The organism is Acinetobacter terrae, from assembly GCF_002135195.1.
GTDB classification, from domain to species: Bacteria; Pseudomonadota; Gammaproteobacteria; order Pseudomonadales; family Moraxellaceae; genus Acinetobacter; species Acinetobacter terrae.
In genome coordinates this window covers 83,136-95,882 of record NZ_NEGF01000002.1, presented here as the reverse complement: position 1 = coordinate 95,882, position 12,747 = coordinate 83,136, and the positions used below count along the sequence as shown (strand labels likewise).

The 12,747-nt window shown below is 41.0% G+C and carries 13 protein-coding genes; 8 read left to right on the top strand and 5 right to left on the bottom strand.

Features of this window, described 5'->3' with window-relative positions:
• Positions 1-245: 245 nt before the first annotated feature.
• Positions 246-1,886, bottom strand: coding sequence for an acyl-CoA synthetase (locus B9T23_RS02810; RefSeq protein ID WP_086192911.1), 1,641 nt, complete (start codon positions 1,884-1,886; stop codon positions 246-248).
• 233 nt (positions 1,887-2,119) lie between these two features.
• Here B9T23_RS02810 and B9T23_RS02805 point away from each other — a divergent pair, with 233 nt between their 5' ends.
• The 4 genes from B9T23_RS02805 to infC all read left to right on the top strand — a co-directional run bounded on the left by B9T23_RS02805 (position 2,120) and on the right by infC (position 7,281).
• Complete coding sequence (locus B9T23_RS02805) at positions 2,120-3,406, top strand: D-arabinono-1,4-lactone oxidase (RefSeq protein ID WP_086192910.1); 1,287 nt, start codon at positions 2,120-2,122, stop codon at positions 3,404-3,406.
• Between the two features lie 9 nt (positions 3,407-3,415).
• Complete coding sequence (locus B9T23_RS02800) at positions 3,416-4,570, top strand: alanine racemase (RefSeq protein ID WP_086192909.1); 1,155 nt, start codon at positions 3,416-3,418, stop codon at positions 4,568-4,570.
• 231 nt (positions 4,571-4,801) lie between these two features.
• Positions 4,802-6,724: a threonine--tRNA ligase gene (gene thrS, locus B9T23_RS02795; protein ID WP_086192908.1), complete on the top strand. Its 1,923-nt coding sequence runs from the start codon at positions 4,802-4,804 to the stop codon at positions 6,722-6,724.
• A 5-nt stretch (positions 6,725-6,729) separates the two neighbouring features.
• Complete coding sequence (infC, locus tag B9T23_RS02790; protein WP_067721967.1) at positions 6,730-7,281, top strand: translation initiation factor IF-3; 552 nt, start codon at positions 6,730-6,732, stop codon at positions 7,279-7,281.
• A 69-nt stretch (positions 7,282-7,350) separates the two neighbouring features.
• On the opposite strand, the gene B9T23_RS02785 is transcribed toward infC, so the two are convergent.
• Both B9T23_RS02785 and B9T23_RS02780 read right to left on the bottom strand, forming a co-directional pair.
• Positions 7,351-7,749 (bottom strand): hypothetical protein, encoded by a 399-nt coding sequence (locus B9T23_RS02785; protein ID WP_143222495.1) that lies wholly within the window; start codon positions 7,747-7,749, stop codon positions 7,351-7,353.
• A gap of 178 nt (positions 7,750-7,927) precedes the next feature.
• On the bottom strand, positions 7,928-8,386 hold the full coding sequence (locus tag B9T23_RS02780) for an Hsp20 family protein (protein WP_067721957.1): 459 nt from the start codon (positions 8,384-8,386) through the stop codon (positions 7,928-7,930).
• 318 nt (positions 8,387-8,704) lie between these two features.
• Between B9T23_RS02780 and B9T23_RS02775 the strand changes: the two genes are divergently transcribed.
• The 3 genes from B9T23_RS02775 to B9T23_RS02765 all read left to right on the top strand — a co-directional run bounded on the left by B9T23_RS02775 (position 8,705) and on the right by B9T23_RS02765 (position 10,163).
• Positions 8,705-9,328: a glutathione S-transferase N-terminal domain-containing protein gene (locus B9T23_RS02775; RefSeq protein ID WP_086192907.1), complete on the top strand. Its 624-nt coding sequence runs from the start codon at positions 8,705-8,707 to the stop codon at positions 9,326-9,328.
• A gap of 103 nt (positions 9,329-9,431) precedes the next feature.
• Positions 9,432-9,722 (top strand): hypothetical protein, encoded by a 291-nt coding sequence (locus tag B9T23_RS02770; protein ID WP_322853551.1) that lies wholly within the window; start codon positions 9,432-9,434, stop codon positions 9,720-9,722.
• A gap of 18 nt (positions 9,723-9,740) precedes the next feature.
• Positions 9,741-10,163 (top strand): YqaA family protein, encoded by a 423-nt coding sequence (locus B9T23_RS02765; protein ID WP_086193115.1) that lies wholly within the window; start codon positions 9,741-9,743, stop codon positions 10,161-10,163.
• 50 nt (positions 10,164-10,213) lie between these two features.
• On the opposite strand, the gene B9T23_RS02760 is transcribed toward B9T23_RS02765, so the two are convergent.
• On the bottom strand, positions 10,214-10,948 hold the full coding sequence (locus B9T23_RS02760) for an energy transducer TonB (RefSeq protein ID WP_086192905.1): 735 nt from the start codon (positions 10,946-10,948) through the stop codon (positions 10,214-10,216).
• Positions 10,949-11,052: 104 nt separating this feature from the next.
• Entirely contained in the window at positions 11,053-12,312 is a 1,260-nt protein-coding gene (locus B9T23_RS02755; protein ID WP_086192904.1) for an MFS transporter, read from the bottom strand.
• Positions 12,313-12,549: 237 nt separating this feature from the next.
• Between B9T23_RS02755 and rpmI the strand changes: the two genes are divergently transcribed.
• Positions 12,550-12,744, top strand: coding sequence for a 50S ribosomal protein L35 (gene rpmI / locus B9T23_RS02750; protein ID WP_067721945.1), 195 nt, complete (start codon positions 12,550-12,552; stop codon positions 12,742-12,744).
• Positions 12,745-12,747: the final 3 nt, after the last annotated feature.

Here is a 12,747-nt window from a genome sequence, read left to right as displayed (position 1 = left end):
GTGCGTTATCGCTTGCTCAGGAATAGAGTTAGAGAGAGGGCTGACCTTTATCCCAAAAAATATCTTTCAAATAACTGATTTTTTTATACAGCTAAGTAAAAATCACATATTTCTTCGATGTATATAACCTCTCTCTAACCCTCACTTGCGCTGCGTTTTAAAGCAGTGCTTTAAAACTTGCTCAGGAGAGGGAGCTCCTTGTAGGAGGAAGGCTGGGATGGAAGTTAGTGGGCGATCAGAAGAAATTAATTAAATTCACCTGTGGCACGTTCTTTTGCCCAATCACGCAAGATAAATTTTTGCAGTTTCCCGGTCGATGTTTTTGGAATTTCTGTAATCACCAGATCTTTAGGCACTTTAAAGCGTGCTAAATGTTGTTTGCAGAATTCAATCAGTTCTTCAGGTGTTGCTGTTTTACCTTCTTTCAGTTCCACAAAGGCACATGGAACTTCTTGCCAACGTGGATCAGGTTTTGCCACCACCGCCGCAGTGAGTACAGCAGGGTGTTGATATAGCACTTCTTCCACTTCAAGCGATGAAATATTTTCACCACCAGAAATGATCACATCTTTGGAACGGTCGGTAATTTTTGCATAGCCATCGGGTTGGCAAACAGCAAGGTCACCGGTATGGAACCATCCACCAGCGAAGGCTTCAGCCGTGGCTTCAGGATTTTTCAGATAACCTTTCATCACGATGTTGCCACGGAACATAATTTCACCCATGGTGTGACCATCATGCGGAACTTCTTGCATGGTTTCAGGATCAAGCACTTTCATGCCGTCTTGAAGTGGATATGGAACACCTTGACGTGAGTGCAATTGTGCTTGTTCTTGAATCGACAAATCACTCCAGCCGGCTTGTGATGCGCAGAGTGCAGAAGGACCATAAGTTTCTGTCAGGCCGTATACATGGGTAACATTAACGCCAATATTGCGCATACCTTCAATGATCGCTGCTGGAGGCGCGGCACCCGCCACCATCACTTCGACACGGTGATCAAGCTTGGTCTTTTTCTCTTCAGGCATGTTGATCAGCATCGACAAGACAATTGGCGCACCACAGAAATAATCCACTTTATGTTCAGCAATTAGTTTGAAGATCAGTTCAGCATCGACTTTACGCAAGCAGACGTTGGTCCCGCCGTTAGCAGCCATGGTCCAGGCAAAGCACCAGCCATTACAGTGGAACAGGGGCAGTGTCCATAAATAGGTTGCACGAGGCATCATGCCGCAAGCAATGATATTACTGGCTGCGTTAATGTAGGCACCACGGTGATGGTAAACCACACCTTTAGGATTGCCCGTGGTTCCAGAAGTGTAACTTAAGCTGATCGCATCCCATTCATCTTGTGGTAAATGCCATTCAAAATTTGCATCGCCTTGGGCAATCCAGTCTTCATATTCAACTTGACCAATTGGTGTCGACGCATTTTCATATTCTGCATCGGCCACATCAATCACATAGATGTCTTGTTTAATGAGTGCGAGTGCTTCTGTAGCAAGCGCAGTAAATTCAGGATCGACCAATAACACTTTGGTTTCAGCATGCTCAAGCATGAATGCAAGAGTCTTGGCATCTAAGCGCGTATTTAATGTGTTTAATACAGCACCTGCCATAGGGACAGCAAAATGTGCTTCAATCATGGCAGGGACGTTCGGCAGCAGTACAGAAACGGTATCATTTTTACCGATGCCTAATTTTTGGAGTTGGTTGGCAAACTGACGGCAACGATTATATTTCTCACGCCAGGTAATACGACGCTTACCGTGAATAATCGCATTCTGATTTGGATAGATATACGCTGCACGATCAAGATAGCGTAAAGGTGACAACGCTACAAAATTTGCGGGGGTACGCGGTAATTCATCGTATGCGCTAACCATTTTCAAACTCCATTCTATATTTGTTTTCATATCCTGTTGAAAAGATATGCACTTCTCATCAATGTTGCATTTATGCTTTAGTCGAGTGTTTTTTTATAATTTATAACATATTGAATATTAAATAAATTATTTCATGGTACTCAAGTATTTTGAACTCATGGGTTCCCATATTTGATTTTTTAGGTATTTTACTCTAGTTGAGCAATTAAAATAATATCAGCCAAGGAAGAATAATGAAAATACAACAGGCGGATGAAGTGTGGCGAAATTGGTCAGGGAGTCAGTATGGCTCTGCTGGAATTTTTAAGCCCAGACAGATCAATAAATTAAAAAAACTGCTGAAGTCGCATGCACACATTCGTGCAGTGGGAGCAGGGCATTCGTTCAGTGCTTTAGTCAAGACAGATGCGGTGCTGATCAATCTCGATCATTTCAAGGGCGTAGTTACCTTTGATGAAGATCAAACCCAATGTACAGTACAAGCGGGTACACGTTTATATGATTTAGGTGAATATCTTGCCCCGATCAATCAGGCCTTGCCCAATCAGGGAGATATTGATCAGCAAAGTCTGGCGGGCGCCATTTCTACCGGAACGCATGGCACGGGTGTTGATTTACCGTGTTTATCTGCTTTTGTTGAAGGTTTTGAATTACTGACCGCAGATGGTGAGCTACTGCAATGTGATCGTCAGCAGAACACGGACATATTTCAGGCCGGACGAGTGGCATTGGGCAGCTTGGGTATACTGACAAAAATTACCCTGCAAAATCGGCCCAGATATAAATTAAAAGAACAGATCCGACTGTGTCCGCTACAGGAGGTATTTGCAAATATCGATCACTGGAAATATCAGCATCGCCATATTGAATTTTGGGCATTTATTCATTCTGATCAGGTAATGTTAAAAACACTGGATGAAACCGATGATGCGATTCAGCCCAGACAGGATGCATGGCCTTCGGAAGATACCTTGCTGACCTTATGTTCGGAATTAACGCGAAGATTGCCTGCTACGAATCCCTATCTGCAAAAACTGCTGAGCGTGTTTGTAAAACCGACTTGCTATGTAGATTGGTCAAATCAAATCTTTCCGACTCCACGCAATACCAAATTTAATGAAATGGAGTATCAGATTCCGGTTGAGCAAGGCTTGCAGTGTCTGGAGGAGGTTTTACATACTTTACGCAAACATCAAGTACCGATGTTTTTCCCGATCGAATTTCGCTATGTCAAAGGCGATGATATTTGGTTGAGTCCTTTTTACGCACGTGATTCGGTATCCATTTCCATTCATCAATTTCATAAACAGGATTATCACGCCGTATTTGATTTGGTTGAACCCATTTTACAGAAATATCAGGGGCGACCACACTGGGGGAAATTGCATTCCATGACCGCAGCTTCACTTCGCGATTTATACCCGAAATGGGATGATTTTATGGCGTTGCGTCAGCGACTCGATCCCAATCAAAAATGGCTCAATCCACATTTAAAGCAATTATTTTTGCCTGAAAATTAGGAAATGGCGATGCAATCGAATTATTTTCAGCAATTAACACAGGATTTAAAACAGCAGGGAACAGGCACGCCGCAGCTGATTTTAGATTTAAAAACCTATCAACATAATTTGGATTTTGTGCGGTCGAGACTATCTGTTCAGTTAAAACCGCGTTTGGTAGTGAAATCCTTGGCTAGTATGCAGCTGCTTAAACTGGCCAGTGAAAAGCTCAATACTCAGCGTTTTATGGTGTTTCATCTTCCGCATATTGCAAAGATTATCCAGACATTTGAGCAAGCCGATATTTTGCTGGGTAAGCCGATGCCGATCCGGGCAGTGGAATCATTTTATCAAAGCAATGCTCAACACGAAATTTATATTCAATGGCTGATTGATGATTTGGGGCGATTACAACAATATCTGCAGCTCGCTCAACAACTCGACATCAGTTTGAATGTAAATATTGAAATTGATGTCGGGTTGCATCGTGGTGGAGTACAAAATTCGCAGCAAATTGTGGCTTTGCTCAAGCTGATTCAACTGCATTCAAGGCATTTAAAACTCTCTGGTTTGATGGGCTATGACGCGCACGTCGCCAAGTTGCCAAAAATCATAAAAAGTCCTGAAAAAAGTTATCAACAATCGCAACAAATTTATCAACAATACAAAGCCATTATTCAGCAGCAATTCCCCAATTTATGGCATGAAGATCTGTGCTTTAACGGTGGTGGCAGTCCAACCTTTATGCAGCATTGCGAACAGAGTGAATGTAATGATTTAGCATTTGGTTCAATGCTCGTGAAGCCAAGTGACTTCGATCTGGACAATTTATCTGCTTTAAAGAGTGCACTCTGGATTGCCACACCTGTGTTGAAAGTTTTGCCATATAGCCAATTACCCGGTTTGGACATGTTGAATCTTTTGCCGCATCATTATCAAGCTTTGTTTGTCTATGGCGGTTATTGGCGAGCGGATTATATTTATCCTGAAAAAAGTCAGCCGCACCTTTTGTATGGTCGCAGTAGTAATCAGGAAATGCTTCAGGTTCCCAAACAGTACGAAATTGCTGTCGATGATTATGTGTTTTTAAGGCCGCAACAGAGTGAAGCACTTATTCCGCAATTCGCCAAGCTCTATGCCTATGAACAGAGGAAATTTGAAGTTTGGGAAACCTGTCGAGAGTAAATACAGTGTCGTTTAAACCATAAATCATCACTTCATATATCCGCCTAGAGCTAAATTTTGATTGTGAAGCCGAATTTTATTCGGGGAAAAGGTTTAATCGAAGGGATAAGACGTGTAAAATTCTAATCGATTTTTATTTATCCACCGTTTTTATCTTTTGAGGTTCTCCTCGATCATAATCTCGCGGTGATATGCCCCATGGTACGGGGCATCACTCCTTAAGGATTTCTTATGCCAATTATCACTTTGCCCAATGGCGATCAAAAACAGTTTGATCACGCCGTATCTGTGATGGACGTTGCACTTAGCATTGGTCCTGGTCTTGCAAAAAATACAGTTGCTGGTCGTGTTAACGACCGTTTAGTCGATGCGTCTGATCTCATCACTGAAGATGCAACACTACAAATTATTACGCCTAAAGACGAAGCCGGTGTCGAAATTATCCGTCACTCATGCGCGCATTTGGTTGGCCATGCGGTTAAGCAATTGTTCCCAGAAGCGAAAATGGTAATTGGTCCTGTCATTGAAGAAGGTTTCTACTATGACATCTGGATGCCACGTCCATTCACATTAGACGACATGGCAGCGATTGAAGAGCGTATGAAAAAGCTCATCGATCAAGACTATGAAGTCGTGAAAAAAATGACTCCACGTGACGAAGTGATTGCAGAATTCACAGCACGTGGCGAAGAATACAAATTACGCTTGATTGCAGACATGCCTGAAGAAACACAAATGGGCTTGTACTACCATCAAGATTATTTGGATATGTGCCGTGGTCCGCATGTTCCAAATACCAAATTCTTAAAATCATTCAAGCTGACTAAAATCTCTGGTGCTTACTGGCGCGGTGATGCGAAGAATGAACAGTTACAACGTATTTACGGTACAGCTTGGGCAGACAAGAAACAGCTTGCAGCTTATGTAAAACGTATTGAAGAAGCAGAAAAACGCGATCACCGTAAAATTGGTAAAGCGCTTGATTTGTTCCATATGCAAGAAGAAGCACCGGGTATGGTGTTCTGGCATCCGAACGGTTGGACCATTTACCAAGTCCTTGAACAGTACATGCGTAAAGTTCAACAAGACAATGGTTATGAAGAAATCCGTACCCCACAAGTGGTTGATTTTACGCTGTGGGAAAAATCAGGACATGCTGCAAACTATGCAGACAATATGTTCACCACGCATTCTGAAAACCGTAACTACGCGGTTAAACCAATGAACTGTCCTTGTCACGTGCAGGTGTTCAACCAGGGTTTAAAATCGTACCGTGATCTTCCAGTACGTTTAGCAGAATTCGGTTCATGTCACCGTAACGAACCATCGGGTTCATTACATGGCATTATGCGTGTTCGCGGCTTTACTCAAGATGATGCGCACATTTTCTGTACTAAAGAACAAATTGGTCAGGAAGTTGCAGACTTTATCAAATTGACACTAGATGTATACAAAGACTTTGGCTTCGAAGAAGTACAAATGAAATTGTCGACTCGTCCTGAAAAACGTGTTGGTGAAGATGCACTTTGGGACATGGCGGAAAAATCTTTGGCAGATGCTTTAGATGCTGCTGGTCTTGATTGGGATTTACAACCCGGTGAAGGCGCATTCTACGGTCCGAAAATTGAATTCTCGTTAAAAGACTGTTTAGGCCGTATCTGGCAATGTGGTACTATTCAGTGTGACTTCAACTTACCAGGGCGTTTAGACGCATCTTATGTAACAGAAGATAATGATCGTGATCAGCCTGTGATGTTGCACCGTGCAATTCTGGGTAGTTTTGAACGATTTATTGGTATTCTTATTGAGCACTACGCTGGTTTCATGCCACCATGGTTAGCACCAGTTCAAGCCTGTGTAATGAATATTACCGATTCACAAGCTGAGGCGTGTGAGTCAGTCGTCGCTAAACTTAAAGAAAGTGGAATTCGTACCATTTCTGACTTGAGAAATGAGAAAATCGGCTTTAAGATTCGTGAACGTACTTTAGAGCGTATTCCTTACTTACTGGTTCTTGGAGACCGTGAAGTAGAGGAAGGTACCGTGAATGTCCGTACCCGCTCAGGAAAAAATTTAGGTACTATGTCAATTGATGCCTTCGTTGACCTAGTGAAAGCAGCCGTAGCCGAACGTGGCCGGTATATTGTGGAGTAATAAAGATTAAACAGCCTGACCGTAACCAACAACAAGGTGCTAAAAGCAATCGTCCTGCATTGAATGACGAGATCCGTGCAAAAGAAGTACGTCTCGTTGGTGCTGAAGGAGAGCAAAAGGGCATCGTTTCTTTAGCTGAAGCGTTGCGCGCTGCAGAAGAAGTTGAGCTTGATCTTGTTGAGATCGTTGCTAATGCAGAGCCGCCTGTTTGTAAAATCATGGACTTTAACAAACATTTATTCGATCTGAAGCAAAAGCAAAAAGATGCGAAGAAAAAACAGCATCAAGTTCAGGTTAAAGAGATTAAGTTGCGTCCTGGTACAGACATTGGTGATTACAACATCAAGTTACGTGCAATTCTTCGTTTCCTAGAGGAAGGGAACAAGGTAAAAATTACCTTGCGCTTCCGTGGTCGTGAAATGGCTCACCAACAATTAGGTCTTGCTCAATTACAAAAAGTTGAAGCAGATGTAATTGAATTCGGTACAGTCGAACAAGCACCAAAAATGGAAGGTCGTCAAATGGGCATGCTCATTGGGCCGAAACGTAAAAAATAAGCACGCGTTGATCCATTGATAAAAAAAGCACTGCCAATGCAGTGCTTTTTTTATGCTTGTATCTTTTATTTATTGTAGAGGGTTATTGTTTTTACCGGCTTCCACAATTGGAATATTGGCTTCGGTCGGTACATAAATAATTTGCTGAATACGGCCATCACGTAATGCCTCGCCAAAGGCACCAATAAATTCTTGTTTACGGTATTCAGGATAATCTTTCGCGGCTTGACCGACTAATTTTATGGCTTCTGCACGCAATTTGGCACTTTCCAATTCTGCTTTGGCGACCTGAACTTGAATCATTTTCGATTGCTCAGCTTCTGCCAATGCTGCTTGACCATCCATGCCTTGTTTCCAAACTTTATAATGCGGCCAACCGAACAGAATCAAAATAATCAGTGTAATAAAACAGATAAAGGCGATTAAGATCGCAAATGGGCCAATATTGGATTGTCTTGAATAATTCATTTTTTACCTGTTTTTCTGCAAAGATAGATTGTCATTTTTGTATTCTTATCTTGCAGTATATTTTAAATTTGAATCACTAGGTTTTAAGATTTGATTGTCGTGTTTTTCATGGACATTATTTTTTAATAGGCAGCCTTAATCATTAAAAAGACCCGTCAATGACGGGTCTTTTTAGCGTTTATTCAGTTTTAGCAGTTTCTAACTGTTCATTGGCTTTACGCCCAATCGGGATTTGGCGCGGCATGGCTTCTTCAGGAACAGACCGCTGCAAATCTATTTTCAATAAACCATTTTCATAATTTGCTTGTTGTACCTCAATATGTTCATCTAAGCGTAACGACAGTTTAAATGAGCGACTGGCAATTCCTTTATGTAAAAATTCAACAGTAGTATCTGACTTTTCTTCAACAGCTTTACCCGTAATTGTGAGTAGCTGATTTTCAAGATTAATCTCAAGTTGATCTTCATTAAAGCCAGCTGTAGCAACGACAATTCGATAGTTGTTATCACCTGTTTTTTCAATGTTATAGTTCGGATAATTGGGTGTGTCGCTTTGCATGGCGTAATCGAATAGATCATTGAAACGGTCAAAACCAATGCTGCGACGGAAGAGAGGAGTAAGGCTGATATTGCTCATTGATATAACCTCTTAATTTCAAAATAATTTTTATAAAAAGATTGCAACTCTGTTATGCATTACATCAACAGTATGAGGAACGATATCTTAAAAGATCATTGCTCTCTGTTATATATTGTACTGTTTTTAGTGCTTTCAAGAATTCAAATTAAAAAAATTATAAATTTATAATATTGAATAAAAACAGTTGGTTATATTTAATTTTTTTGTGTTTTAAACTTCAGTGAAGATTAATGATTTATCAATATAAAACATGCTATAAGTATGAGCACAGTTCAATAATGTCATGCAAAACGAGAACGGCAAAAGGTAGAAAACATGATTGATCTATATTATTGGGGAACGCCCAATGGTCATAAAATTACAATCGCTTTAGAAGAAATGGGTTTGGATTATCAAATTTTTCCCATCAATATTATGGAAAATGATCAGTTTCAACCTGATTTTTTACGTATTTCTCCAAACAATAAAATTCCGGCAATTGTCGATCAGGATGGCCCGCGTGGCGAAGCCATTTCGGTATTTGAGTCTGGTGCAATTTTACAATATTTAGGGCGTAAAACAGGCTTGTATTATCCAGAGGATGAACAGCAACGTGTTGAAGTTGAGCAGTGGTTGATGTGGCAAATGGGCGGTTTGGGTCCGATGCTTGGGCAGAATCATCATTTTGGTAAATTTGCGCCTGAAAAAATCCCCTATGCAATTGATCGTTATATCAATGAAAGCAAACGTTTGTACGGTGTGTTGAACAAGCAGTTGATTGGTCAGAAGTACGTGGCGGGTGAATATTCAATAGCCGATATGGCAATTTTGCCGTGGATTTTGCGTTATGAATGGCAGCAGATTCAACTCGAAGATTATCCATATGTGAAAGAATATGTAGATCGCTTGACCGCCCGTCCAGCAGTGCAACGTGCTTTGGCAATTCAAGTAAATGCCTGATGGTAAAAATTGAAAAATGTTTTTTGTGCTAAGATTGCGGAATAACACCGCTTAAATCTCGCAAAAATAAACCACCCATTGCGGTGGTTTTTTATTGGACCTCATGGCTATGAAAGACTTTTTCTTAAATTTAACGCAGATTATTGAAACAAATAAGAAAATTTATTGGGCAATTATCTTTGGTATTGCAGCTTGCTTATTGTTATTTATTGCTGAAGTGGTTCATATGCAGTCATTGGCAGAGACGCTAAAAGCCAATGATCCATCAGTATCTAAAGAAATATTTAGCGTGATTGCTCATCGTTATAGTTTGACGCGATGGTTGGTGATGGCTTTATTCATTGTTTGGTCTATTTATGAATATAAATCTACCAAGAAAAAGTTGGGTCTTTAAACCGTTATTCACATAATGCTGTCCTACACTTTACTGTTTATTTCTGCCTTTGGCGCAGCGACTTTATTGCCATTACAGTCCGAAGCCGTTTTATTGGCGCTGTTGGCTGAAGGTAGTCATTCAGTTATTGGGTTGCTGTTTGTTGCAAGCTTGGGAAATATTTTGGGTTCCTGTGTGAACTGGTGGCTAGGTTTGCAAATTGAACACTATAAAGATAAAAAATGGTTTCCTGTTTCAGAGCAGAAAATGTTGAAAGCACAGGGAATCTATCAAAAGTATGGTTACTGGTCGTTGCTATTGAGTTGGGTACCCATTATTGGCGATCCGATTACCTTGATTGCGGGCTTGCTCAAAGAAAAATTTTGGCAGTTTTTATTGATGGTGAGTCTAGCGAAAGTAGGGCGTTATTTATTTATCTATGGCGCTTTTTCAATGTTTTAAAAAAGAGATGCATTGCGCATCTCTTTTTATATCTGAGATCAGTATTTAAATTACTGACATTGATCTAAATTGAACTTGATTTCATCTTTAAGGGTCGATTTTTTATAAACCCAATATTTACGCGGCACATCTACTTTTGCATTTGAAACAGCCCGCACAATTTGTTGATCTAAAGCGTAAATGCCAGAACCATTTTTCACTTTTACTTTTTTCACATCACCATGTTTATTCACTTTAAAGGTGAATTTAACCGCACGATTGTGCCCATTGAGTTGTTCAGAGTCGATATCCAAAGCGGGTTGAGCACGATATGAAAAGGGTGCTTTCTTGTCTTGCTGCTGAGCTTGCCAGTTTTTAGAGTTAAAGTTGTATTGGCAAACTTCCGCATCATCTTCTTGGCTTAGTTTAAGGCTAAAGGTTTGATAGCCAATTTGTGCAATGGCAGTATTATTTTCGACATAGGGTTTTACCTGTGCTTCACGAACCGCTTTAATTAACAGGTCATCTAAATGCGTTAAGCCAGTACTTTCTTGTACGCTGGCTTTGCTAATACTGCCGGTTTCATCTGCATAGATACGTATAATCGCGCTACGGTTTTGATCTTCTAAATCTTCATTTTTATAGCTTGGACGTGGAAATTTACTCCACTGAATGCGTGTGGTTAAATGCGCGGGAAGGGCTGCGCTTTTCTGAACCGAGAGTTGTTTTGGTGCTTTAGGTGCAGCGCTATAAGTAGCACTTAACGGTAAGCTTATAAGTAGAGAAAAACACAGGATTTTCTTCATAAATATTTATTTCTTTAATCAAGCCAGAGGTTGTATCGGTAGCGGAGCATGGTGAGTGCGAAGTATTTCCTGAATTAGAAATACTCGCAAGTCTAAAAAGTGAATTAACGTATTTGATCATCACCTTGAGTGATATCTACGCCAAATAAATCATGGGTTTTTGCCCAACTCATCGCAACCACCACCATCGTAATACAACCGCCAAAGACTGTTGCCATAATGGTGCCCATGTATTTTGCGGCTAAGCCAGATTCAAATGCCCCAAGTTCATTGCTGCTTGAGACAAACATGCCGTTTACTGCGGCAACACGGCCACGCATATTCTCAGGTGGGTAAATTTGTAGGATGGTTTGTCGAACCACGACTGAAATACTGTCACAGGCCCCGGTCATGGCTAAAGCAAACAGGGACAGCCACATGTTATTTGAGAAGGCAAACAGCAGCGTGAATACTCCAAAACCAGCCACGGCAAGCAGCATATTGCGCCAGGCATTTTGTGTAGGTGGAAACTTGGTTAGGGCAATCATGGTAAAAAGCGCCCCAATGGAAGGAGCAGCACGTAAATAACCTAAGCCTTCAGGACCAATTTTTAAAATATCTTCTGCGAAAATAGGCAGTAAGGCAATTACACCACCAAAGAGAACAGAAACCAAATCCAGTGAAATTGCCCACAGTACGATTTTTGTTTTCCAGATAAAGCGGAAACCATCGCCCAAACTTTCGATTAAATTATCCGTTTCAATTTTTGGGAAGCTACGTTTTTGCAGCAGGTTAATTAAGACAAAACAGATGCTCAGCAATACCGCAACCGATAATAAACTGGTTTCACGACCTAAAAATGCCAGCATGAAACCACCGAGCATAGGGCCAATAATCACCCCACTTTGCCAACCAATCGTGGTCCATGTTGCACCATTGGCATAGAGTTCACGTGGAATTAGAAAGGGCTTGAGTGAAGTGGCAGATGGATTGTAAAAACCACGAATCGTTCCCAAGCCAAAAATAACGGCGTAAATTCCCCATGACAGCGTATTGACCCCGATTTGATTTAAGCCATAGGTATGAAACAGCCACCATAAAACCAAAGGTAAGGGTACGGCAAAGAACAAACAGGTTTTCATAATGATCTGTTTGTTAAAGCGGTCTGCAAAATAGCCGCCCCATAAAGACAAGGTGATAAACGGAATCGCTTCGGCTAAACCAATTAAACCTAGCGTCAGTGGGTCTTTGGTGATTTGATAAAGTGAATACGCAACAATAATTTCTTGAATTAAAATGGCGAGGGTGAGACAGAACTGGTTCATCGTAACAATAGAGAAATCACGATAGCACAGTGCTGCAAAAGCATCCTGTGCGGGAGTCATGTTGGTCCAATATTCTTATGTTGTGATAATTATAATGCTGAATAGTTGAATTATTAATAAAAACATCCCGTATTCAATAGAGGAAATAAGACTAAAAGAAACGGACGATTGGTTGTGTATTTTAAGGATATTTACTTTTGTTTTAAGCAAAGATGCTTTAGAATACTGGCTCCCTTACCTGCAGGTCGTTTTTGCAATGGTGCAGACGTTCCGAACAGGTGTTCAAAAGAGGTTGTTATGCCTAAGATGAAAACTCGCCGTGGTGCTGCTAAACGCTTTAAAGCGACAGCTAACGGTATCAAGCGTAAACAAGCGTTCAAACGCCACATTTTGACTAAGAAATCTGCTAAGCGTATTCGTCAATTGCGCGGCTGTGTAATGGTTCACGTAAGTGACGTTGCTTCAGTTCGCCGTATGTGCCCATACCTTTAGGAG